Origin of the sequence: Burkholderia sp. MSMB0856, assembly GCF_001524645.2 — a bacterium.
In the GTDB taxonomy this organism is placed as follows: domain Bacteria; phylum Pseudomonadota; class Gammaproteobacteria; order Burkholderiales; family Burkholderiaceae; genus Burkholderia; species Burkholderia diffusa.
This window is the reverse complement of sequence record NZ_CP013427.1, coordinates 3,210,785-3,235,442: the sequence shown is the minus strand read 5'-3', so window position 1 is coordinate 3,235,442 and position 24,658 is coordinate 3,210,785. Positions and strand designations below refer to the sequence as shown.

The window sequence follows — 24,658 nt, the reverse complement described above, 5'->3', positions numbered from 1 at the left end:
GCGCGTTTCATTCGAGTATGTGCCGCGATGTGGATATCCGGTCGCCGAAACCAGTCGACGTGCTGTGTATTTCAGCGGTGAGCGCGGGCGCATGCGGCTCGGCCGTGTCGGTGAGAGTCCCGACCGACGGGCCTCGGCGGGGTTGCGGGCACCGCTGTTCACGCCCGAATCGGCGACTGCGTGCGACACCGTGCCGACGCTCACTGTTGAATTTCACAGCGTTTCGAGTGGTCGTGGGTCGGGCTATCCACACCCGGATCGGCGTCCTTGCTCGATCGCCATCCTGCCGCTCACCATCGGAATTCACAGCGTTTCGAGTGGTCGTGGATCGCGCTGTTCACACCGGGATCGGCGCGCTCTTTCGATCGAGTGCCGTCGCTCACCGTCGAATTTCACAGCGTTTCGATTCGTCGCGGATTCGGCTGTCCACACCTGAATCGGCATTTTCGTTCGGTCGCGTGCCGGCGCTCACCATCGAAATTCACAGGGTTTTTAGTGTCTGGCGGCGACGATATCCACACGCGGATCTGCGCCGCGTTCAGTTGCGCGACGGCATGTTCCGGTGAACGCCAAAGCCGCGCCAGTGCTCGCGCGGGGACGCCCATCCGCGCAGAAACTCGCACCCGACGCGAGCCCGCCGCACCCTCCCGAGCAACGCGAGCGCGGACAGCGGTGTGGATATCGCACCGCCGAATCGACTCGCAAATCTGTGCATTCGACAGGTGAGAGCGAACGTCGCAGTGGCCGGGCGGGAATCCGGCGGTGTGGATATCTCCCGCCGGCATCGACTCGTCGCGCTGTGAATTTCAACGGTGAGCGTCGGCATCCGCTCGAACCGCGGAGCGATCGAGGTGTGGACATCCGGCCTTCGACGCGACTCGAAACTCTGTGCAATCGACTGGTGAACACGCCCAACCGCTTCGCCCGCAGCCCGCGGCCCCCGGCATTGTGGACATCCCGCATCCGCGACCAATCCGAACGCTGTGCATCCGACGGGTGAGGACGCGCCCGTTCCGCCGCGCGAACCCTTGCCGCACGGCCCGCGAGCGCCCACCGCCGGGCCCGCGGGCCGTCTCCCGCATGTCCCCGCGTTTTCGAGGCAACCGCTTCGGCCACGCCGATATGCCTCCAGAAGCCGTCCGCCACCCCGCGCGAAAACTCACTCAATTCCCGGCCAAAACCTGCGCAGTTTTTCTCACTCCGGCGTCGCCCGAGCAAGATGAGAAAAAACTTTCTCGCCTTCCCGCGAAAAAATAGAGCCATCCAGTTGCTCCCCGGCCGGCGTCGCCCGACGCCCCGGTGCACGGCATAGAACACACAATCAGGAGACATCCCCATGACCGCCCGACTGCCTGTCGACGGCACGCCCGCTCTATCCGACTACCGCCTGACCGACAACCTGACCGCCACGCGCGGCCGGATCTTCCTGACCGGCACGCAGGCGCTGGTGCGCCTGTTGCTGATGCAGCGCGCGTCCGACACCGCGCAGGGCCTGAACACGGCCGGCTTCGTCAGCGGCTACCGCGGCTCGCCGCTCGGGATGGTCGACCAGCAACTGTGGAAGGCGAAGAAACTGCTCGATGGCGGCGGCGTGCGCTTCCTGCCCGCGATCAACGAGGAACTCGGCGGCACCGCGGTGCTCGGCACGCAGCGCGTCGAGGCCGACCCGGAGCGCACCGTCGATGGCGTGTATGCGATGTGGTACGGCAAGGGCCCCGGCGTCGACCGCGCCGGCGACGCGCTGAAGCACGGCAACGCATATGGCTCGTCGCCGCACGGCGGCGTGCTGGTGGTGGCGGGCGACGACCACGGCTGCGTGTCGTCGTCGATGCCGCACCAGAGCGACTTCGCGATGATCGCGTGGCATATGCCGGTCGTGAACCCGTCGAACATCGCCGACATGCTCGAGTTCGGCCTGTACGGCTGGGCGCTGTCGCGCTTCTCGGGGGCGTGGGTCGGCTTCAAGGCGATCTCGGAGACCGTCGAGTCGGGCTCGACCGTCGATCTCGACGCGCTGCAGACGCAATGGCCGGCACCGGCGGGCTTCACGCCGCCGGCGGGCGGCCTGCACAACCGCTGGCCCGACCTGCCGAGCCTCACGATCGAGGCGCGTCTCGCGGCGAAGCTCGACGCGGTGCGCCATTTCGCGCGCACCAACAGCATCGACAAGTGGATCGCGCCGAGCGCGCACGCGAACGTCGGCATCGTCACGTGCGGCAAGGCGCACCTCGACCTGATGGAAGCGCTGCGCCGGCTCGACCTCACCGTCGCCGACCTGGAAGCGGCCGGCGTGCGGATCTACAAGGTCGGCCTGTCGTATCCGCTCGAGATGACGCGGATCGAATCCTTCGTCGACGGCCTGTCGGAAGTGCTCGTCATCGAAGAGAAGGGCCCGGTGATCGAGCAGCAGATCAAGGACTACCTGTACAACCGCGCGGACGGTGCGCGCCCGCGCGTGCTCGGCAAGCACGATGCCGAAGGCGCGTGCCTGCTGTCCGAGCTCGGCGAACTGCGCCCGTCGCGCATTCTGCCGGTGTTCGCCACCTGGCTCGCGCGTCACAAGCCGGCGCTCGATCGCCGCGAGCGCGTCGTCGATCTCGTCGCGCCGCAGATCCTGTCGAACGAGGCGGACGCGGTGAAGCGCACGCCGTACTTCTGCTCGGGCTGCCCGCACAACACGTCGACGAAGGTGCCGGAAGGTTCGATCGCGCAGGCCGGCATCGGCTGCCACTTCATGGCGTCATGGATGGAGCGCGACACGACGGGCCTGATCCAGATGGGCGGCGAGGGCGTCGACTGGGCCGCGCACGCGATGTTCACCAACACGAAGCACGTGTTCCAGAACCTCGGCGACGGCACCTATTTCCATTCGGGCATTCTCGCGATCCGCCAAGCGGTCGCCGCGAAAGCGAACATCACGTACAAGATCCTCTACAACGATGCGGTCGCGATGACGGGCGGCCAGCCGGTCGACGGCAGCATCTCGGTGCCGCAGATCGCGCGGCAGGTCGAGGCGGAAGGCGTGTCGCGCTTCGTCGTGGTGTCCGACGAACCGGAGAAGTACGACGGCCATCACGGCTTGTTCCCGAAGGGCACGACGTTCCATCACCGCAGCGAGCTCGACGCGGTGCAGCGCGAATTGCGCGAGACACCGGGCGTCACCGTGCTGATCTACGACCAGACCTGCGCGGCCGAGAAGCGCCGCCGCCGCAAGAAGGGCGAGTTCCCCGACCCGGACAAGCGCCTGTTCATCAACGACGCGGTGTGCGAAGGCTGCGGCGACTGCGGCGTGCAGTCGAACTGCCTGTCCGTCGAGCCGCTCGAGACGCCGCTCGGCCGCAAGCGCCGCATCGACCAGTCGTCATGCAACAAGGATTACTCGTGCGTGAACGGCTTTTGCCCGAGCTTCGTGACGGTCGAAGGCGCGGCGCTGAAGAAGGCCGCGGGCGCGGCGTTCGACGAGGCGGCGCTCGCCGAGCGCGTCGACGCGCTGCCCGTGCCCGCGACGCATCTCGACGCGGCGCCGTACGACATGCTCGTCACCGGCGTGGGCGGCACGGGCGTCGTGACGGTCGGCGCGCTGATCAGCATGGCCGCGCACCTCGAAGGCAAGAGCGCGTCGGTGCTCGACTTCATGGGCTTCGCGCAGAAGGGCGGCTCGGTGCTGTCGTTCGTGCGTATCGCGTCGAGCGACCGGTGGCTGAACCAGGTGCGCATCGACACGCAGCAGGCCGACGTGCTGCTCGCGTGCGACATGGTCGTCGGCGCGAGCGCCGAGGCGCTGCAGACGGTGCGCCATGAGCGCACGCGGATCGTCGTCAACACGCACCGGATTCCGAACGCGTCGTTCGTGCAGAACCCCGACGCAAACCTGCACGCGGATGCGCTGCTCGAAAAAATGCACCATGCGGCCGGTGAAGGCTACCTGTCGAGCTGCGACGCGCAGGCGCTCGCCGCGAAGTTCCTCGGCGATTCGATCGGCGCGAACATCCTGATGCTCGGCTACGCATGGCAGCTCGGCCTCGTGCCGGTGTCGCTCGCCGCGATGATGCGCGCGATCGAGCTGAACAACGTCGCGGTGCCGATGAACAAGCTCGCGTTCGCGATCGGCCGGATGGCGGCCGGCGACGCGGCAGGCCTCGATGCGTTGTGGAACGCGCGTCACGCGGTGGCCGCGGCGGTTGTGCCCGAAACGCTCGCCGAACTGATCGCCGATCGCGAAGCGCGCCTCGACGCATACGGCGGCGCGCGATACGTCGAGCGCTACCGCGCGCTGGTGAGCGCGGCGCGCGCGAAGGGCGACGATGCGCTGACGCGTGCCGTCGCGACGACGTTCTACCGGCTGCTCGCGGTGAAGGACGAATACGAAGTCGCGCGGCTGTATGCGGACGGTGCGTTCCGCACGGCGCTCGAAGCGCAGTTCGAAGGCGTGCCGGGGCAGGACTATCGCGTGAAGTTCAACCTGGCGCCGCCGGCGGTCGCGAAGGCCGGGCGCGACGGCAGCGCGCCGAAGAAGCGCGTGTTCGGCCAGTGGATGTGGCCGGTGCTCGGCACGCTCGCGCGCGTGCGCGGCCTGCGCGGCACGTGGCTCGATCCGTTCGGCCGCACCGCCGAGCGCAGGATGGAGCGCGCGCTCGCGGACGACTACGAGACGACGCTCACGCGCGCGCTCGCCGCGACGACCGCCGGCAACGCGGCACAGGTCGCGCAGCTTGCGGATCTTCACGCCCGCGTGCGCGGCTTCGGTCACGTGAAGGTGCGCAACCTCGCGGGCGTGAAGCGCGCGGAGCGCGAGCTCGCGCTGCAACTCGGCATCGACGCGGCGACGAGCGCGGCCGTGCAGCACGCGCTCGACGAGATGAAGGGCGCGGGGATGCTGAAGGGAATCCCGGTCGTGATCGCGAAGTGACGCGAACACGCGAGGATGTGAAAACGGCGACGCCTTCGCGTCGCCGTTTTTTTATCGGCAAGCCGAGCAATCGCGCCGCGGCGCGGCCGCTCAGATGATCCCTTTCTTGCGCGTCGACAGCGCCGTTTCCGACAGATCGATCTCGCGGATCAGCTTCGTCAGCGTCTCGTCGGAAATCTTGCTTTCGCTGCGCAGCCGGTACAACACCGAACGTTCCGCGCGCACCGCCGCGATCCGCATCTGCAGCTCCATCGTTTCGGTCTGCTTGGCTTCCGCGCGCGGCGTCGGGCCGTCCTCGGCGAGCGCGGCCAGGCGGCGGCGATACTGGTCCATCACGCGCGCGGAGATGTCCGCGCAGCGCGCGGCGCCCGATTCGTCGAGATCGGCCGAGATCGCGTCGTGCGACGAGTCGATCGCGCGAATCGCGGCCTGCGCGGCGGCCGCGCGCGCGGTGCGCTCCTCGTCGGCGAGCGGATTGCGCGTCGAGCGCACGCCGCGCAGCAGCAACGGCAGGCCGATCACCGCGACGACCAGCGAACCGAGGATCACCGCCGACGCGACGAAGATCGCGGTGTCGCGCCCGGGCAGCGGCGCGCCGTCGGACAGCGCGACGGGGATCGACAGCACGCCCGCGAGCGTGACCGCGCCGCGCACGCCGCCGACCGTCATCACCGCGATCGTGCGCACGCCGGCCATCGTGCCCGCGAGGCCGTGGCGGGCGGCGCGGCGGCTCGCGATCCAGCGCAGCAGCCAGACCCACAGGAAGCGGATCGCGTACAGCGCGAGCATCATCGCGCATACGTTGAAGATCATCCGGCCGACGAGCGCGTCGCTCGTGTGATGCGCGTCGACGAGCGCGCGGCCGATGATGTGCGGCAGCTGCAGCCCGAGCATGATGAACACCATGCCGTTGAACACGAACTCGATCATCGCCCACGTGCTCTCGGCGCGCACGCGCGACGCGACCGTGCTTTTGCGGGAGAAGCTCGTGTAGTTCATCATCATCCCGGCCGACACGGCCGCGAGCACGCCCGACAGTTCCAGGTGCTCGGCGAACAGATAGGCGGCGAACGGCACGAGCAGCGTCATCACGATGCCGGGGGCCGGGTCGCCTTCCTGCTCGGCGTTCAGGAAGCGAGTCGACAGCGCGCTGAACACCCACGACACGATCGCGCCCGTCGCGAGCCCGCCGGCGGCGACGATCACGAACGTGATCGACGCATCGCGCAGCGAGAACACGCCGGTGAGCGCGGCCGCGACCGCGAACTTCAGCGCGACCAGGCCCGACGCGTCGTTCATCAGCGCCTCGCCTTCGAGGATGTGCATCAGTTGCGGCGGAATCCGCCCCTTGCCGGCGATGCCCGACAGCGCGACCGCGTCGGTGGGCGACAGCACGGCCGCGAGCGCGAACGCGATCGGCAGCGGCAACTCGGGTATCAGCCAGTGCGCGAAGTAGCCGACTGCGAGTACCGTCATGAACACGAGCCCGAACGCGAGCATCAGGATCGCGCGGCGCTGCAGGTACAGCTCGCGTTTCGGAATCCGCCAGCCGTCCGCGAACAGCAGCGGCGGAATGAACAGCAGCATGAAGATTTCGGGATCGAACGTGACGTGCAGGTTCAGCTTCGGCCATGCGAGCATCGCGCCGAACGCGATCTGCATCAGCGGCAGCGGCAATTGCAGTGGCAGGATGCGCGTGACCGCGCCGGACAGCGCGACGGTCAGCAGCAGGATCAGGACTGTGAAGACGATTTCCATCGATACGGCGATTGTGGAGAATGAAACGACCGTACGGAGTTTAGCGTGGCGACGTGACGGGTGCGTTCGAGTGCGCCGGTGCGCATGCACGCGAACGGTGCATCCGGCCTGCGCCACGCTGGTGCGGCGCCGCCGCACGCAGGCGCGGCGCGCGTGTTCGGCCCTTGCACGGACCTTGCTTGATGCTTGCCTACCGTCCGGCACCGGCCGGACAACCGAGGATTCCACCATGACATTGCGCGCGCCGTTTCAAGCACTCGCCGCGTTCGGCTGCATCGCCAGGAGGGCGCCATGACGATCGTGCAACAGGAGCGTCCGGCCACCGCTTCGCCGTATCGTTTCGAGCGGGAGATGAGCTCCGGCCTCGAACGCCTCGCGACGCAGCATCGCGACCTGACGCTCACGACCGTGTTCCAGCCGATCTTCAGCCTGTCGCACCAGCGTGCGGTGGGCTACGAGGCGCTATTGCGCGCCCATGACGCGCTCGACCGGGCGGTGTCGCCGCTCGACGTGTTCGGCGAGGCCGCGCGCCAGGGCGAACTGCTGCAGCTCGACCGGCTCGCGCAGGCGCTGCATCTCGAGAACTTCGCGCTGCTCGGCGCCGAGCGCGAGTGGCTGTTCCTCAACGTGCATCCGGGCGTGCTCACCGACCCGTTCCAGGCCGCCGCGCTGCTCGCGAACCTGAAGCGGATCGGCATGCCGCCGCGCCGCGTCGTGCTCGAAGTGCTCGAGCAGCGCGCGGAGGACATCGAGCGGCTCGCCGAGGCCGTGCGCGAATTCCGCGCGCAGGGTTTCCTGATCGCGCTCGACGATTTCGGCGCCGGCCACTCGAACCTCGAGCGGATCTGGCAGCTGAACCCGGACATCGTGAAACTCGACCGGATCATGCTGTCGCACGCGGCGCACCGCACGGGGCTCACCGCGATCCTGCACGGGCTCGTCACGCTGCTGCACGAGGCCGGCAAGCTCGTGCTCGTAGAGGGGATCGAGACCGAGCACGACGCGCAGATCGCGCTGTCGTGCGAGGCCGATTTCGTGCAAGGCTATTACTTCGGCCGTCCGGCGCCCGGGCTGCCCGACAGCGCGACGGCGACCGGCTGCATCGGCGAGCTGACCGAGCGCTTTCGGCAACAAACCGAAGCGCGCGAGCGGCGCGACGCGCAGCGGCTCGCGCCGTACCTGCGCGCGTTCGAGCGTGCGGCCGAGCGGGTGGCGGCCGGCGAGCCGCTCGACGAGGTGTGCTGGAACTTCCTCGCGCTCGACGCCGCCGCGCGCTGCTTCCTGCTCGACGCGCGGGGCCGCCAGGCGGGCCGCAACGTCGTGCTGCGCGCGGACCGCGCGCTCGCCGAGGCGCGCTTCTCGCCGCTGTCCGATGCGCAGGGGGCGAACTGGTTGCGCCGGCCGTATTTCCGTACGGCGATCGCCGAGCCCGGACGCGTGCAGGTCACGCGCCCGTACTTGTCGATCAACGAGGCGCAGCCCTGCGTGACGCTGTCGGTGGCCGTGCGCATCGGCGATGCGCAGCATGTGCTGTGCGGCGATATCGACTGGCTCGACGAGGAAGCGGACGGCGCATAGCGACGGCGTCGCGCTGGCGCCGTTCACGCCGCTCGGCTAGGATGCGCGAATTGTCCTGACGATTCGCGAGCCGCCGATGAACCGAACCGCCGCTTCCTCCGTCCTCCTCGAAGTGATCGCCACCACCGTCGGCGACGCGAAGGCCGCCGCCCGCGCGGGCGCCGACCGCCTCGAACTCGTGACCGCGATCAGCGAAGGCGGGCTGACGCCGAGCGTCGGCCTGATCGAGGCCGTCGTGGCCGCCGTGGCGATTCCGGTGAACGTGATCGTGCGGCCGCACAGCCGCTCGTTTGTCTACGATGCCGACGACCTGCGCGTGATCGAGCGCGACGTGCGCGCGGCCGTCGCGGCCGGTGCGAACGGCGTCGTGTTCGGTGCGCTCGATGCGCGCGGCGACGTCGATCTCGATGCGCTCGCGCGCGTCGCGGCGGCCGCGGACGGGCGCGACCTGACGTTCCATCGCGCATTCGACGTGTCGCGCGACCTCAATGCCGCGTTCGACGCGCTGCTGCGCGTGCCGGCCGTCACGTCGGTGCTGACTTCGGGCGGCCATCCGTCGGTGCTCGACGCGGTCGCGACGATCACGCGGCTGGTGCGGCAGACGGCGGGCTCGACCTGCACGGTGCTGGCCGGCTCGGGGCTCACGATCGACGCGGTCGGTGATTTCGTTCGCGCCACCGGCGTGCGCGCGGTGCATTTCGGCTCGGGCGTGCGGCCGCGCGGCGAAGTGCTGGCGCCCGTCGACGAACAGCGCGTCGAGCGCGTGCGCGCGGCGCTCGACGGTGCGGCGGCGCATGTGTGACGGGCGGCGCTGAAAGCAGCGCGCCGACGAGCGGGCGAAAAAAAGCCGGGGCATGCCCCGGCTTTTTCGTCTGCAAACCAAACGCGCGGCAGTCGCTTACGCGTTCTCCGCCAGCGCGTCGGCCTGGCTCGCGCGGATGCCGAGGCGCTCGAACAGCGCGCGGTCGCGCTGCGTCTGCGGGTTGCTCGTGGTCAGCAGCTGGTCGCCGTAGAACATCGAGTTCGCGCCCGCGAGGAAGCACATCGCCTGCATCGCGTCGTCGAGCTGCTCGCGGCCGGCCGACAGGCGCACGACGGCCTTGGGCATCGTGATGCGCGCCACCGCGATCGTGCGCACGAACTCGAACGGGTCGAGCGGTGCGGTGCCTTCGAGCGGCGTGCCTTCGATCGCGACGAGGTTGTTGATCGGCACCGACTCCGGATACGGATTCAGGTTCGCGAGCTGCGAAATCAGGCCCGCGCGTTCGCGGCGCGATTCGCCCATCCCGATGATGCCGCCGCAACACACGTTGATGCCCGCATCGCGCACGCGGTCGAGCGTGTCGAGACGATCCTGGTACGTGCGCGTCGAGATCACCTGGCCGTAGAACTCCGGCGACGTGTCGAGGTTGTGGTTGTAGTAGTCGAGGCCCGCGTCGGCGAGCTGCTGCGCCTGCTCGTTTTCCAGCATGCCGAGCGTCATGCAGGTCTCGAGGCCCAGTTCCTTCACGCCGCGCACCATCTCGGTCAGCGCCGGCATGTGGCGCTCCTTCGGGTTGCGCCAGGCGGCGCCCATGCAGAAGCGGCTCGCGCCGTTCGCCTTCGCCGCGCGCGCGGCGTCGAGCACCGTGTCGACGTCCATCAGCTTCTCGGCCTTCAGGCCCGTTTCGTGATGCGACGATTGCGAGCAGTAGCCGCAATCTTCCTCGCAGCCGCCCGTCTTGATCGACAGCAGCGTCGACAGCTGCACCGCGTTCGCGTCGAAGTGCTCGCGATGCACCTGCTGCGCGCGGAACATCAGGTCGTTGAACGGCAGCTCGAACAGCGCGACGACGTCGGCGACGCGCCAGCGCTGCGGCGCCGGAGCGGCCACGGGGATCGCGTCGGGTTGCACGGCGGCGGTCTGGGCTTGGGTCATGGTGGTTTTCCTGTCGTGGATGCGGGGATCGGGAGGTCAATGCCGCGCGTGGCGCAGCGTATCGACGAGCGTGGCGATGTCGAGCATCGCCGCCGCGGATTCGGGGGCGGCCGGCGCCAAGTGCGCGATGCGGCCGAGGAGCGGCGCGCGGTGCTCGCGCGCGAGCCAGTCGCGGATCGTCGCGACGTTCTCGTCGGCGTACGACATGGCCGGGTCGACGTGGTTCGCGACCCAGCCGGCGAGCGTGAGGCCGCGCTGGCGAATCGCGTCGGCCGTGAGCAGCGCGTGACTGATGCAGCCGAGCCGCATGCCGACGACGAGCACGACGGGCAGGCCGAGCGCGACCGCGAGATCGGCCGTGTCCTGCGTGTCGTTCAGCGGCACGCGGAAGCCGCCGACGCCTTCGACGACGACGACGTCCGCGCGCGTCAGCGCTTCGCGGTGGCTCGCGACGATCGTGTCGATGTCGAGCGTCACGCCTTCCTGCGCGGCGACGATGTGCGGTGCGGCGGGTGCCTTCAGCAGGAACGGCGTGCGCAGCTCGGGCGGCAGCGCGACGTTTGCGGCCGCGTCGAGCTGGTCGGCGTCCTCGTTGTGCCAGACGCCGTCGCGTTCGTACGCGCCGGCGGCGACGGGCTTCAGCGCGGCCGCGCGCAGCCCGTGCCGCGCGAAGCCGTGCAGCATCGCGGCCGACACGAAGGTCTTGCCGATCTCGGTGTCGGTGCCGGTGACGAAGAGGGAAAGCGGGGCCGTCATGCCGCAGCTTCCTCGGGGGGCAGCGAACGCGCGTGAGCGTCGGGGTGGTCCGCCCCCTCGCTGGCCTCGATCAGCGCGGTTTCGAGCCGCGCGAGATCGTCGAACGAATGCGCGGCCGACAGCGAGATGCGCAGCCGCGACGTGCCGGCGGGCACCGTCGGCGGCCGGATCGCGGGCACCCACAGGCCGTGCGCGTCGAGCGAGCGCATCGCCGCGAGCGTCGCGTCGTTGCTGCCGATCACGAGCGGCTGCACGGCCGTATGCGAGTCGACCGGCTGCCAGCGCGTCATGCGCAGCAGCGCGCGCGTGCGCTCGATCAGCGCGGCGAGGTGCGCGCGTCGCGCATCGCCTTCGTCGCCGCCGATCACCTTCAGGCTCGCCGAGACCGCATGCGCGACGGCCGGCGGCGCGGCCGTCGTGAAGATGTAGCTGCGCGCGCGCTGGATCATCCATTCGATCACGGTCTCGTGCGCGATGACGAACGCGCCCGCGACGCCGGCGGCCTTGCCGAGCGTGCCGACGTACACGAGGTTCGGCGAGCGCAGCGCGGCGGCCGCGAGCGCGCCACGGCCTTGCGGGCCGAGCACGCCGAAGCCGTGCGCGTCGTCGACGACGAGCCATGCGCCGTGGCGTTCGGCGAGCGCGACGAGTTCGGCGAGCGGCGCGATGTCGCCGTCCATGCTGAACACGGTGTCGCTGACGATCAGTTTCGTTTCGGCGTCCGATGCATCGAGCAGCGCGGCGAGCGCGGCCATGTCCGCATGCGGGTAGACCTGCACGGTCGCACGCGACAGCCGGATTCCGTCGATCAGCGACGCGTGGTTCAGCGCGTCCGAGAAGATCGTCGCGTGTTTGCCGGTGAGGGCCGTCATCGCGGCGAGGTTCGCCATGTAGCCGGTGCTGAAGTACAACGCGCGCGGTGCATCGGAGAAGCCGCCCGCGAAGGCGGCGAGTTCGTCCTCGAGCGTCGCATGTGCACGCGAATGGCCGCCGAGCAGATGCGAGCCGCCGCTGCCGGAGCCGTAGCGCTGCGCGCCTTCGCCGAACGCGGCGACGAGCGCGGAGTGCGCGGCGAGGCCGAGGTAATCGTTGCTCGCGAAGCCGACGATGTCGCGGCCGTCGACGCGCATGTGCGCGTCGCAGGCGGTGTCGGCGGTGCGGCGCACGCGTCGCAGGCCCTGCGCGTCGAGTTCGGCGAGGCCTCGCTGCAGCGTGTCGAGCAAGGGCATGGTCGTTTCCCGTGAGGATTGTTTCATCGCGTCACCTCCGCGAGCGTCGCGTCGAGCGTGTCGCGCGTGCGTTGCGCGAGCCACGCGATGTCGTCGTCGCTCATCACGTACGGCGGCATCAGGTACACGGTCGTGCCGATCGGGCGCAGCAGCAGCTCGCGTTCCAGCGCGCGTTCGAAGAAGCGCCGCGAGAAGCCGCGTGCCGCGTCGCCGTCGAGCGCGACGTCGAAGGCGAACAGCGTGCCGCGCTCGCGCAGGTGACGCACCTGCGGGTGCGCGTCGAGCGGCGCGAGCGCGGCGCGCATCGCGGCCGACTTGCGCGCGTTGCTCGCGAGCACGTCGTCGCGCGCGAACAGGTCGAGCGTCGCGACCGCCGCGCGGCACGCGAGCGGGTTGCCGGTGTACGAATGCGAATGCAGGAAGCCGCGCGTCGTGTCGTCGTCGTAGAAGGCCGCGAACACGTCGTCGCGCGTGAGCACGAGCGACAGCGGCAGGTAGCCGCCGCTGATGCCCTTCGACAGGCACAGGAAATCGGGCCACACGCCGGCCTGCTCGCAGGCGAAGAAGGTGCCGGTGCGGCCGCAGCCGACCGCGATCTCGTCGGCGATCAGGTGCACGCCGAATTCGTCGCACAGCGCGCGCAGCCCGCGCACGTACGACGGATCGTGCATCGCCATGCCGGCCGCGCACTGCACGAGCGGCTCGACGATCAGCGCGGCGATCCGGTCGGCGCGTTCGGCGAACAGGCGGCGTACGTCGTCGAGCGCGCGGCCCGCGACGTCGGCGGCCGTCTCGCCCGGCAGCGCGCCGCGTGCGTCGGGTGACGCGACCACGTGTGCATGGCGGATCAGCGGGTCGTACGCATCCTTGAACAGCGCGACGTCGGTCACGCCGAGCGCGCCGATGGTCTCGCCGTGATAGCTGTTCGCGACGCACACGAATTCGCGCTTGTCCGCGCGGCCGCGGTTGCGCCACGCGTGGAAGCTCATCTTCAGCGCGATCTCGACCGCCGACGCGCCGTCCGACGCGAAGAACGCATGACCGAGCGTGCGCGCGGTGAGTGCGTGCAGCCGCTCGGCGAGCTCGACCGCCGGCTCGTGCGTGCAGCCGGCGAGCATCGCGTGCTCGAGCGTGTCGAGCTGGTCCTTCAGCGCCGCGTTGATGTCCGGATTCGCATGGCCGAACAGGTTCACCCACCACGAGCTGATCGCGTCGAAGTAGCGGCGCCCGTCGCGGTCGTACAGCCACAGGCCCGCGCCGCGCGCGACGGGAATGAGCGGCAGGCGCTCGTGGTGCTTCATCTGGGTGCAGGGATGCCAGACCGCGCGCAGGCTGCGCGCGACCCAGTCGTCGGTGGCTGGCGTACTCAAGGCAACTCCGGGGGTAAAACGGCGGCGGGCATCGAACGGGATGCCGCGCGGCGACGGACGGAAAACGCGCTGAGATTAGCGTGTTCCGCCGCACGTTGCACTACCGGTTACAAACACCGCAAAGCCTTGCTGGGCGGGAGTTCGGCGCAGATGCGAGGTGCTCGGGACGGTACGCGCCAGAAGCCCAGAAATGACCGCAGATGACGACGTTCGAGTGAGCCCACCCGACAGAAAAAAATCGTGGGCAGGCGGATGCCGACGGGCGAAAAATCGGGGCAGGAAGCGCGACGCGACGTGCACGGTCGCCGGCGAATGGCACGCAGACTCCGGCGCGGCCGAGGTTCAGGAAACGCCCGAAAACGACCCCGGACGGCGTTGCGGGCCAGGCGCTCGTCGGCGGCTCATGCAGCCGCGTGAACGGGCGTGCGAACGCCGCCGCGGGCCGCGGCGCGCGTTCATGAAACGGAGAAGGGAGAAGGGGGAGATGCGGGCAGCGCCCGCCCCGGAGCGCCGCGGCTCGCGCGTCAGCGCGAAGCCAGTGCGCGCGAGTTGGCGCTGCCGTCGTCGGCCGTTTGCGTCGCGTTCGCGTTCCACACGACGCGGTTGTTGACCGCATACAGCCGACATGCGCCCGCACCCTGCTTCGAGCAGTTGTCGAGCGCGAGCGCCATCGGATCGTCGCCGCCTTCGGCCCACGACCATGCGCCTTCAGCGGACACCGCGAATGCACGGCTCGGATGCTGGTTCAGGAAGCGGCGATAGCCTTCGCGGCCGGCTTCGTCGAGGAACGGCACGGCGTCGACCGCATCGATCGACGCATAGCCGGTCGCATTCGGTTCGTGCGGGTTGGCGACCGCGTAGCGCACCGAAGTCGGCAGGTTCAGATCCGCGAGGAACGCATTGACGGCCGGCCACCACACGGGCACGCCGTCGCGATCGACGATCAGCCGGTGCGCGTCGTCCTTGTAGCGGCCGAAATCGATGAACTGCGCCTGCGTGCCGTGCGACACGTACGCGTCGTGCATCTGCGCGACGAGCGCGGGAGTCCACACCGAATCGTTGTCGCCGTACAGCCACAGTGACCGTACGGCCGTATGCGCGCCGTAATGGTCGAACGCATCGACGAGATTGCGCTGCCAGCCGTCGCACAGATCCTGGCGCAGCCCGCCGGAGAAGTTGATGATGCCGCGCACGCCGGGCGCCGCTTCGGTGCCGTACGCGACCGACACGAGGCCGCCGTGCGACGTGCCCGCGACGACGATGCGCGACGCATCGACGTACGACTGGCGCGACATGTAGCGGACCGTCGCGTCGACGTCGGCGGCCTGCGTGAGCCCGTTCTTGCCGACGTTGCAGCCTTCCTGCTGGTACGAGCCGCCCGACCCGGCGAAGCCCTGGCGGTTCGGCGCGATCACCGCATAGCCGCGGCGCACGAATTCGCGCGCGAACGCGAGCGGCCGGCTGCGCGGCTGTTGATGGAGGTCACCGGTGTTCTTGCCGTGGTTGAAGACGACGAGCGGGAAGGGGCCGGGGCCGTTCGGCTTGAACAGCGTGGCCTCGAGCATCACGGCGCCCGAGGCATCGGCCGGAATGCTGATGATTTGTTCGTTGAGGTTGGCGGCGACCTGCGGGAGGCCCGAATCGCCGTAATCGAAGCGCTCGGCGTGGGCGAGCGAGCCGCCGGCCGTGGCCGCGCCGGCGTTTGCGCCCGGCAGCGCACCGGCCTGAGCGGCCGACAGCGCACAGGCCGCCATCCATCCCACCAATACCTTGCTGAACGCCATTCGTAAGCCCTGCCATGCAACATGACCAATCTGAGGGCCATCCTAGCCCGACAAATTCAGGTTGTGCAATGCGGGAATTACCCGGCGTCTGACATGGCAACTATTTGTCAGCGTTCACTTACTTCGCCGTCGACATAGCGCCAGAAACCGTGCTCGTCGCGGGTGAACCGGCTCGTCTCGTGGAGCCGGTACGCCCGCCCGCCGACCTTGTAGCGGGCCACGAATTCGACCTCCGCGTGCCGTTCGTCGAGCGGCGCGTGGCGCTTGATCGCGAGGCCGAGCCAGCGCGGCGCGTCGGGCGCGTCAGGGTCTGCATCGAGATCGGCCGGACAGGTGCGCGCGTCCCAGGTCGCGCGCAGGTAGTCGGTCGCGCCGAGCACGTACGCGCTGTACCGCGAGCGCATCAACTCGAGCGCGGTCGGCGCGGCTTCGCCGCCGTCGATGAAGCGGCCGCAGCAGGCCGCATAGCGCGGCGCCGGGGCTTTGCCGGCAGGCGCCGGGGACGCGCCGCCGCACGGGCACGCGTCAGGTCGGTTCAAAATCATGCGAATCGCGAATTAACGACGTCGGGTTGTGATGCCGGCTCACCAGCTGAGCTCGACGCCGTCGTACTGGAAGAAACGGCCGTTGGACTGCGAAACGTCCGCGCCGGCTTCGGCGATCACGCGGCGCATGCCGGTCACGCTGGTTTCCGGATCGATCGCGGCCTGCGCGCCGCCCATGTCGGTGCGCACCCAGCCGGGATGGAGCGAGATGCATGCGGCGTGGCGCGTCTGCAGCGACGCGATGCGCAGCACGTCGTTCAGCGCGGCCTTGCTCGCGCGGTACAGCCAGCCGGTCGTGCCGGTCGCCTCGGCGATGCTGCCCATCCGGCTGGAGACGACGGCCAGCACGCCGCGCGCGTCCTCGACGAGCGGCAGCACGATCGGCAGCAACTGCATCGGCCCGCGCACGTTCGTGTGCATCACCGCGTCGAAATCCTCGGCGCCGATGGTTTCGACGCCTTCGGTGCGCGGCCCGTACACGCCCGACACGAGCACGGCGGCGTCGAGCCGTTCGCCGTCGAGCTTCCAGCCGAGCGCCGCTATCTGTTCGGGCTGCGCGATGTCGAGCGCGTGCGCGTGCGCGCCGAGTTCGCGCAGCGCGGCGAGCGACGCGTCGTCGCGCGCGGTCGCGATCACGTTCCAGCCGTCGCGCCGGTATTGCCGGACGAATTCGCGTCCGAGGCCGCGCGATGCGCCGACGATCAATACGGTTTTCATGTTCGCCGCTCCTTCGCAGTGCACCGCCGTCGCGGCAGTGTCGGTGTCAGATCAGTTCGATGCCCGTCGCGGCCGGGCGCGCGATGCGTCTTCGGCCGCGACGGCGCGGGCGTACGTTACTTCGCGTCGTCGCACGGCTTCAGCGTGTCGGCGACCGCCTGCGCGACGTCGTCGAGCCGTGCGGCATCCGCCGCGACCATGTCGTTGTCGGGCGCGTGCTGGCCCCGCGCGGTCAGCGCCGCGACGCAGCGCTTGTACGTCGCATCGAGCGCGTCGAAGTTCGACACCGACATCCCGAGGTTGCGCATCCGCCCGTCGTGCACGCCGTACACGAGCCCGTGCACCGTGAGCGACTGGCCGCGCGCCCACGCGTCGTTGACGATCGTCGTGCGGCACACGTTGACGACCTGCTCGATCGAGTTCAGCTCGATCAGGCGGCGATAGCGCGCCTCGCCGACCGGCCATTCGTCGAGCAGCGCCGCGTGGCGCTCGCGCACGTCCTGCACGTGATGCAGCCAGTTGTCCGCGAGGCCGACGCGGCGGTTGTGGAGCGCCGCGTTCACGCCCGAGCAGCCGTAGTGGCCGACGACCATGATGTGCTTCACGCGCAGGATGTCGACGGCGAACTGGATCACCGACAGGCAGTTCAGGTCGCTATGGACGACGACGTTCGCGATGTTGCGGTGCACGAACACTTCGCCCGGCGGCAGGCCGATGATCTGGTTCGCGGGCACGCGCGAATCCGAACAGCCGATCCACAGATATTCCGGCGCCTGCTGGTCGGCGAGACGCGCGAAGAAGTCGGGATCGTCGGCGAGCTGGCGCTTGACCCAGGCGTCGTTGTTGTCGAACAGATGTGAAAGCGGATTGTCTTGGGTATTCATCGGTGTGGATTCCGTTGGCGGAAAGCGGGTCGATAACGGGTTCGATTCGATTGGATCCGGTCGCGTGTCAGGCGGCGCGCTGCGCGTCGCCTGCGTCGTCACCGGCGTCCGGCGTCGCGTCGAAGCGCGCGGGGTAGCGCACGCTGAAGCGCAGCGACGCGTCGTACGGGAAAAAGTCGGGCAACTCGCCCTGCAGCAGCTTGTCCTTGCTGGCCTGCCACAGCGCGGGCTCGAAAAAGTCCGCGTGATGCTTCATGAAGACCGTCCGCACGCGCGGGTCGCCGAGCAGGAACGGTCCGTAGGTTTCCGGAAAGATGTCGTGCGGGCCGACGGTATACCACGGCTCGCCGGACAGTTCGTCTTCCTCGTTGCGCGGCGGCGGCACGCGCCGCACGTTGCAGTCGGTCAGGTATTCGATCTCGTCGTAGTCGTAGAACACGACGCGGCCGTGACGCGTGACGCCGAAGTTCTTGTACAGCATGTCGCCCGGGAAGATGTTGGCCTTCATCAGCTCCTTCACCGCGTTGCCGTATTCCTTCACGCCGTGCTCGACGTCCGCGTCGGTGCCGTTCTGCAGGTAAAGGTTGAGCGGCGTCATCCGGCGCTCGATGTACAGGTGCTTGATCACGAGATTGCCGTCCTCGTATTCGAGCAGCGACGGCACTTCCTTCTCCAGCTCGCGCACCAGCGCATGGTCGAGCCGCGACAGCGGCAGCGCGACGCTCGAATACTCGAGCGTGTCGGCCATCCGCCCGAGACGGTCGTGGCGCTTCACGAGCTGATACTTCTCCATGATCTGCGCGCGCGTCGTTTCCTTCGGCGGCGGGAAGTGATCCTTGATGATCTTGAACACGTACGGGAACGACGGCAGCGTGAACACGAGCATCACGAGGCCCTTGATCCCGGGCGCGATGATGAAGCGGTCGCTCGAATGCGACAGATGGTGCAGCAGGTCGCGGTAGAAGAGGTTCTTGCCTTGCTTTTGCAGCCCGACCGACGTGTAGATCTCGGCCTTCGGCTTGCCCGGCATGATCGTGCAGAGGAAGTCCACGTAAGCGGACGGCACGCCCATGTCGACGAGGAAATACGAATGCGAGAAGCTGAAGATGATCTGCAGCAGGTCGCGGCGCAGCAGCACGGTGTCGAGCGCGAGCAGGCCCGGGCGCACGTGGCGGATCGGCACCGCGAACGGCAGCACGCGATCGGCGTTGATGATGCGGCCGACGATGTACGCGCTCTTGTTGCGGAAGAAGAGCGACGACAGCACGTGGATCTGGAAATTCGGCGCGGCGTCGAACTCGCCGAATTCGTCGGCGATCGCCTGCATCACGCAGCCGATGTCGCGCGTGAGATCCTCGAACGGCGGCTCGAGCTGGAAGTTCGTGACGATGCGCTCGAGCGTGGCCGCGAGCCCGTCGGTGCCCGGGTAGTACGCGCGATAGGTCGGCTTCGCGGCCGGCTCGTCGTTCTCGAGGTATTCGGTCGAGATCGCGGGGCGCACGAAGATGAAATCGTTGCTGAAATACGAGCGATGCAGGATCTTGCAGCACACCGAATTGAAGAACGTCTCCGCGCACTCGGGCTGGCGGTGCGACGTGAGCAGGCCGATGTAGTGCAGCTTGATCTGCTGCCACACTTCGTCGTCGATGTTCTCGGCGTCGTATTCGTCCTCCAGCACCTCGACGCATTCCTGCACGCGATCGTCGTACGACGTGATCCGCTCGCGCGCCAGCCGCTGCAGGCCGTGCCAGTCGCCGCGCTCGAATAGCGTCTTCGCCTCGACGGCGGCTTCCCGGAAGATCCGGTAGTGGCGGTCGAAGTATTCGAGCATCGTCTGTGCGACGTCGAAACCGATCTGCGACGACAGCAATTTGGGGAAGTGATTCATCGCGTGCAGGCTCGTTCGAGAGGGACTGTAAGCACTCGCCATTTTAGCGCCCAAGTCGGCGTTTCAATGACTTTCGGGGGCCGGCGCCAAGCGCCGTCAATGCGCGGGTTGTGCGCCGTTACATGCCGTTCGGTGCATCTTCGCGTAAAGATACGGGTACGGAATCGATTCTGACACGAACTTTTTTTGACCGTCCGGCGCCCCGCCGGGCACGCGTTTCGCGCGACGGCGATAGAATCGACGCGATGCCCGCCGCGGCCTGCCGCCCGCGCGCGCGCCCCGCATTCGCACGGGCATTTGCCCTGACAACGACGAGACGCCCCACCGATGAACGCACTGGAACACCAACTCGACTATCCCTTCGCCGACACGCTGCCCGCCGCGGGCGACACGTTCGAGGTCGCGCCCGGCGTGCGCTGGCTGCGCATGCCGCTGCCGTTTTCGCTGGATCACATCAACCTCTGGCTGCTGCGCGACGAGATCGACGGGCAGGCCGGCTGGACGATCGTCGACTGCGGGATCTCGTCGGATGCGATCCGTACGCACTGGGAACAGATTTTCGACACGCATCTCGACGGGCTGCCGGTGCTGCGCGTGCTCGTCACGCATTGCCATCCCGATCACTTCGGCCTCGCGAACTGGCTCTGCGAAGGCGGCGACAAGGGCCGCTGGAACGTGCGGCTGTGGATGACGCTCGGCGAATACATGTTCGGCTGCCTGCTGGCGGCCGGCAACGGTTCGAACGCCGGCGGCGCGGCCGCGGCCGATCATTTCGCGCGCCACGGCCTGACCGATCCGGTCGCGCTCGAGAAGCTGCGCAGCCGCCGCAGCTACTACTCGGACCTCGTGCCGGCCGTGCCGCCGCGCTACTGGCGCCTGCGCGAAGGCGACGCGGTGACGATCGGCGCGCGCACGTGGCGCGTCGTCACCGGCTACGGTCATTCGCCTGAACATTGCGCGCTTCACAGCGAAGCGGACGGCGTGCTGATCTCCGGCGACATGGTGCTGCCGCGCATCTCGACCAACGTGTCCGTGTTCGACCTCGAGCCGGAAGCCAACCCGCTCGCGCTGTACCTGGAATCGCTCGGCCGCTACGAGACGATGGCGCCCGATACGCTCGTGCTGCCGTCGCACGGCAAGCCGTTCCTCGGCGTGCGCACGCGCATCGCGCAGTTGCGCGCGCATCACGACGCGCGGCTCGACGAAGTGCGCGTCGCCTGCGCGGAAAAGCCGGCGAGCGCGGCCGACATCGTGCCGATCATGTTCCGCCGCCGCGAGCTCGACATCCACCAGATGACCTTCGCGCTCGGCGAAGCGCTCGCGCACCTGAACCTGCTGTGGCTCGCGGGCGAACTCGTGCGCGAGCAGGGCGACGACGGCGTGCTGCGTTTCCGTTGCGCGCGCTGAGCGCGCGTCGTCGCCGTCACGCGACGGGTTCGTAACGCCACCCGTCGCGCTGCCATTGCATCGTGTGCGTCGGTGCGAGCGCCGCGAGAAACGCGTCGTCGTGCGACGCGACCACGAGCGCACCGGGGAAGCCGGCCAGCGCGGCTTCGATTGCGCGCACCGATTCGAGATCGAGGTGATTGGTCGGCTCGTCGAGCAGCAGCAGCTGCGCGGGCGTGCCGCGCCACAGCGCACACGCGAGCGCGGCCTTCAGCCGTTCGCCGCCGCTCAGGCGGTGCACCGGCTGCGTCGCGCGCGCGGCATCGAGCTGCAGCAGCGCGAGCCGGCTGCGCAGGTCGCCTTCGGCAAGCGGCGTATCGAGGCGTCCCAACTGCTCGACGATCGAGCGTTCGGGGTCGAGCAACGCGAGCCGCTGATCGAGATACGCAGCGCTCACGTGCGTCGTGCACGTCCCGGCGCGCGGCGCGAGTTCGCCGGCGAGCATGCGCAGCAGCGTCGATTTTCCGCAGCCGTTCGGGCCCGTCAGCGCGATGCGCACGGGGCCGCTGGCCGACCACGTGATCGCGTCCGTGCGGCCCGCGGTGCGCCACGGCAATTGCGCGCGCTCGAGCGCGAACAGCTGGCGGCGCGCGCTCACCTCGGTGCCCGGCAGCGACACGAGCACCGGCGCGTCGGCTTCGACGCGCGCGGCTGCTTCCTGCACGCGCGCATCGAGCGTCGCCTTGCATTCGCTCTGGTGACGGCGGACCGTCCCCATGATGCTGCGAGCCGCCCCCTTGCGGCTCTGTCGCGCCATCGACGACAGGTTGGCCGTCTTCGCGTCGCGCAGCGAGCCGGCCGCGTGGCGCTGGATCGTGTCGTGTTCCTGTTCGAGCCGGCGCCGCGCGCGCCCGCGCTCGGTGCGCGCATGCTCGAGCGCGGCCTGCGCGGCATCGTGTTGCGCATCGCGTTGCGCGCGATACAGCGCGTAGTTGCCGCCGTATGCGCGCACGCCGTGCGGCGTCAGCTCGACGATGCGTTGCACGTGCGCGAGCAACGCACGGTCGTGACTGACGACGACGACACCGCCGCGCCAGCCGTCGAGCGCGCCGCGCAGCCATGCACGGCCCGGCGCATCGAGGTGGTTGGTCGGTTCGTCGAGCACCAGCAGCCCGGCTTCCGACAGCAACGCGCCGATCAGCGCGACGCGCGCCATCTGGCCGCCGCTCAACGCATGCGCGGGCGTGTCGGCGCGCACGTCGTGCAGGCCGGCCGCGTCGAGCGCCGCGCGCAGCCGCTCGGCCAGGTCCCAGCGATCGCCGATCAGGTCGAAGTCGTGCGCCGTCGCGCGCCCGTCCGCGAGGCGCGCGAGGGCCGCGAGCGGCGCGTCGAGCGCGGCGATTTCCGCGACGCTCCGCGTGCCGGCCCGCGCGTCGTCGTGTTGTTGCGCGACGTAGACGACCGGCGTCTGCCGGTCGATCGTGCCCGCGCTCGGCGTGCGCCGGCCCGCGATCAGTTGCGCGAGCAGGCTTTTGCCGACGCCGTTGCGGCCGACGATGCCCGTCGGCGTGCGATCGATGGAAAGGTCGAGCGAATCGAACAGCATGACGCCGTCGTCGAAGCGGAAAGAAACGTGATGAAGCGCGACGAGCGCGCCGGTCGGCGTGGCAGCAGCCATAAGCACCTCCGAAAATGCGTGAAACCCTTCGCGCGGCGTGCGTGGCACGGCGGCGAAAACATTTTTTGGAAGGCTTAGTTGTTCACTTTGGCTGGCGTCCGGTATGAGGAATGAGCGCGCAGTGTAGCAAGCGCGGCGCGCGGGCCGCAAGCGACGGGCGAGCGTGCCGTCGCTTGCGCGCCACGTGCGGTTACTGCACGGCGACCGCCGCGAAGTTCTGGCGGCCGAACGGGCTGACGTGATAGCCGCTCACGTTCGCGCGCGTGAGCGCGGCCGCGGTCGGGTAGCCGAGCGGAATCCACAGCGCCTGGTCGTGGATGATCTTCTGCGCGGATTCGTACAGCTTCGCGCGCCTGGCCTGATCGGCGGTCGCCTTGCCGTCGGCGATCAGCTTGTCGAGCTGCGCGTCGCAGAAGCGCGCGAAGTTGATGCCCGACTTCACCGCGTTGCAGCTGAACAGCGGCGACAGGTAGTTGTCCGGATCGCCGTTGTCGCCGGCCCAGCCCATGAACAGCATGTCGTGCTGGCCGAGCTTCGCCTGCTTGATCAGCTCGCCCCATTCGATCACCTTCACCTCGGCCTTCACGCCGATCTTCGCGAGGTCGGCTTGCAGCAGTTCCGCGCCGGCCTTCGGGTTCGGATTCAGCACGCTGCCCGTCGGGCGCGTTCAGATCGTCGTCGAGAAGCCGTTCGGGAAACCGGCCTGCGCGAGCAATTGCTTCGCCTTCGCGGGATCGTACGCATACGGCGCGACGTCCTTCGCGTAGCTCCACGTGTTCGGCGGATACGGGTTGTTCGCGGCCGTCGCCGTGTTGTCGAACACACCTTCAGGTAGGTCGCGCGATCGAACGCGAGGTTCAGCGCCTCGCGCACCTTGTCGTTGTCGAGCGGCTTCTTCTGCGTGTTCAGCGCGACGAACGCGGTCATGAACGCGGGCGTCTGCACGACCTTCAGCGCGCTTTCGCCCTTCGCGGCGAGCACGTCCTGCGGCTTCGGCGACAGCGCGATCTGGCATTCGCCGGCCTTCACCTTCTGCATGCGCACCGACGCGTCGGGCGTGATCGCGTAGATCAGCCGGTCGACCTTCGGCTTCGTGCCCCAGTAGGCCGGGTTCACGTCGTAGCGGATCAGCGCGTCCTTCGTGTAGCTCTTCAGCACGAACGGGCCGGTGCCGATCGGCTTCGCGTTCAGGTCGGCCTGCTTGCCGGCCTTCAGCAGCTGCTCCGCGTATTCGGCGGAGTAGATCGACGCGAAGCCCATCGTCAGGATCGGCACGAACGTCGCGTTCGGCTCGTTCAGCACGAACTTCACCGTGCTGTCGTCGACCTTCGCGACCGACTTCACGAGCTTCACGAGGCCCATCGACTGCGCGTGCGGGAAGCCGCTCGCGCCGGCCACCTTGTGCCACGGGTTCGCATCGTCGAGCATCCGCGAGAACGTGAACACGACGTCGTCCGCATTCAGCGGGCGGCCCGGCTTGAAGTAGTCGGTGGTCTGGAACGCGACGTTCGGGCGCAGGTGGAACGTGTACGTGAGGCCGTCGGCGCTCGCTTCCCATTTGTCGGCGAGCGCGGGTACGACCTTCTTCGCGGCTTCGTCGTACGACACGAGCGTGTTGAAGATCACGTCGGCCGATGCGTTGGTCGTGACGAGCGAGTTGTACTGCACGACGTCGAAGCCGTCCGGGCTCGATTCCGTGCAGACGGTGAGCGGCTTGGCGGCGGCGAGGCCGGGAGCGGCGAGGGCGGCGGCGAGCGCGGCCGCGGCGAACAGCTTGACCTGCATAGGTTCTCCCATGTGACTTGTGATTTTTTGCCGGGTGTCGGAATGCGGGCGCGGCCCGACAGCGAGCAGGCCGGCGCGGCTGGCGGATAGCATACCGTCAAAGCGTGCCGCGCGTGAAAAAAGGCGCCGGAACGCGGCGAGTTGAGCGAAAAACGGCTGCGTTCGCGACGGAATGCGTGTTGGGGCGGCGCAGCGGCGGGGGAGGCGAGGCAGGTGCGGCAGTGAATGGCGGGCGGGCGAGGCTGTTGCGGGGAGACTGCAAATTGAGGCGGGCCGGCGCGAATTTGCTGGGGCGGCGGAAGCGGAGAAGCGGAGAAGCGGAGAAGCGGAGAAGCGGAGAAGCGGAGAAGCGGAGAAGCGGAGAAGCGGAGAAGCGGAGAAGCGGAGAAGCGGAGAAGCGGAGAAGCGGAAGGATCGCGGCGTGCGATCCGTGATACGACCAACAGAAGGAAGCGGCGCACGCGGCGTTGGCA

Annotated in this window: 15 protein-coding genes and 1 pseudogene; 4 read left to right on the top strand and 12 right to left on the bottom strand. The window is 68.8% G+C overall.

Annotated elements, in window-relative coordinates; translation table 11 throughout:
- Positions 1-1,336: 1,336 nt before the first annotated feature.
- The gene (locus WS87_RS16315; protein ID WP_059819866.1) at positions 1,337-4,909 is read left to right on the top strand and encodes an indolepyruvate ferredoxin oxidoreductase family protein; all 3,573 of its coding nucleotides are present in this window, start codon (positions 1,337-1,339) and stop codon (positions 4,907-4,909) included.
- Between the two features lie 90 nt (positions 4,910-4,999).
- On the opposite strand, the gene WS87_RS16310 is transcribed toward WS87_RS16315, so the two are convergent.
- On the bottom strand, positions 5,000-6,667 hold the full coding sequence (locus WS87_RS16310; RefSeq protein ID WP_059819865.1) for a Na+/H+ antiporter: 1,668 nt from the start codon (positions 6,665-6,667) through the stop codon (positions 5,000-5,002).
- Positions 6,668-6,958: 291 nt separating this feature from the next.
- On the opposite strand from WS87_RS16310, the gene WS87_RS16305 reads away from it, so the two are divergent.
- Both WS87_RS16305 and WS87_RS16300 read left to right on the top strand, forming a co-directional pair.
- Positions 6,959-8,245 carry a sensor domain-containing phosphodiesterase gene (locus WS87_RS16305; RefSeq protein ID WP_059819864.1) on the top strand — a complete coding sequence of 429 codons (1,287 nt, stop codon included), beginning with the start codon at positions 6,959-6,961 and terminating at the stop codon, positions 8,243-8,245.
- A gap of 76 nt (positions 8,246-8,321) precedes the next feature.
- Positions 8,322-9,047 (top strand): copper homeostasis protein CutC, encoded by a 726-nt coding sequence (locus WS87_RS16300; RefSeq protein WP_059819863.1) that lies wholly within the window; start codon positions 8,322-8,324, stop codon positions 9,045-9,047.
- Between the two features lie 96 nt (positions 9,048-9,143).
- On the opposite strand, the gene bioB is transcribed toward WS87_RS16300, so the two are convergent.
- The 9 genes from bioB to aceK form a co-directional block, all read right to left on the bottom strand.
- Positions 9,144-10,163, bottom strand: coding sequence for a biotin synthase BioB (gene bioB, locus WS87_RS16295; protein WP_059523944.1), 1,020 nt, complete (start codon positions 10,161-10,163; stop codon positions 9,144-9,146).
- A 36-nt stretch (positions 10,164-10,199) separates the two neighbouring features.
- On the bottom strand, positions 10,200-10,919 hold the full coding sequence (gene bioD, locus WS87_RS16290) for a dethiobiotin synthase (RefSeq protein ID WP_059819862.1): 720 nt from the start codon (positions 10,917-10,919) through the stop codon (positions 10,200-10,202).
- Positions 10,916-12,148 carry an 8-amino-7-oxononanoate synthase gene (bioF, locus tag WS87_RS16285; RefSeq protein WP_059819861.1) on the bottom strand — a complete coding sequence of 411 codons (1,233 nt, stop codon included), beginning with the start codon at positions 12,146-12,148 and terminating at the stop codon, positions 10,916-10,918. The genes bioD and bioF overlap by 4 nt, the downstream gene beginning before the upstream one ends.
- A 23-nt stretch (positions 12,149-12,171) precedes the next feature.
- Complete coding sequence (bioA, locus tag WS87_RS16280; protein ID WP_059819860.1) at positions 12,172-13,518, bottom strand: adenosylmethionine--8-amino-7-oxononanoate transaminase; 1,347 nt, start codon at positions 13,516-13,518, stop codon at positions 12,172-12,174.
- Positions 13,519-14,042: 524 nt separating this feature from the next.
- Positions 14,043-15,302, bottom strand: a complete 1,260-nt coding sequence (locus WS87_RS16270) for a dienelactone hydrolase family protein (protein WP_059819859.1) — start codon at positions 15,300-15,302, stop codon at positions 14,043-14,045.
- Between the two features lie 107 nt (positions 15,303-15,409).
- Positions 15,410-15,847 carry a YchJ family protein gene (locus WS87_RS16265; protein ID WP_059691402.1) on the bottom strand — a complete coding sequence of 146 codons (438 nt, stop codon included), beginning with the start codon at positions 15,845-15,847 and terminating at the stop codon, positions 15,410-15,412.
- Between the two features lie 39 nt (positions 15,848-15,886).
- Positions 15,887-16,564 (bottom strand): SDR family oxidoreductase, encoded by a 678-nt coding sequence (locus WS87_RS16260; protein ID WP_059819998.1) that lies wholly within the window; start codon positions 16,562-16,564, stop codon positions 15,887-15,889.
- A 116-nt stretch (positions 16,565-16,680) separates the two neighbouring features.
- Positions 16,681-17,448 carry a carbonate dehydratase gene (gene can / locus WS87_RS16255; RefSeq protein WP_059691403.1) on the bottom strand — a complete coding sequence of 256 codons (768 nt, stop codon included), beginning with the start codon at positions 17,446-17,448 and terminating at the stop codon, positions 16,681-16,683.
- Between the two features lie 67 nt (positions 17,449-17,515).
- Positions 17,516-19,336, bottom strand: a complete 1,821-nt coding sequence (aceK, locus tag WS87_RS16250; protein WP_059691404.1) for a bifunctional isocitrate dehydrogenase kinase/phosphatase — start codon at positions 19,334-19,336, stop codon at positions 17,516-17,518.
- Between the two features lie 327 nt (positions 19,337-19,663).
- Here aceK and WS87_RS16240 point away from each other — a divergent pair, with 327 nt between their 5' ends.
- Positions 19,664-20,743: an MBL fold metallo-hydrolase gene (locus WS87_RS16240; protein ID WP_059819858.1), complete on the top strand. Its 1,080-nt coding sequence runs from the start codon at positions 19,664-19,666 to the stop codon at positions 20,741-20,743.
- A gap of 16 nt (positions 20,744-20,759) precedes the next feature.
- On the opposite strand, the gene WS87_RS16235 is transcribed toward WS87_RS16240, so the two are convergent.
- Together WS87_RS16235 and WS87_RS16230 are read right to left on the bottom strand one after the other, a co-directional pair.
- Complete coding sequence (locus WS87_RS16235) at positions 20,760-22,400, bottom strand: ABC-F family ATP-binding cassette domain-containing protein (protein ID WP_059819857.1); 1,641 nt, start codon at positions 22,398-22,400, stop codon at positions 20,760-20,762.
- A 190-nt stretch (positions 22,401-22,590) separates the two neighbouring features.
- Positions 22,591-24,185 (bottom strand): annotated as a pseudogene (locus tag WS87_RS16230) (ABC transporter substrate-binding protein).
- Positions 24,186-24,658: the final 473 nt, after the last annotated feature.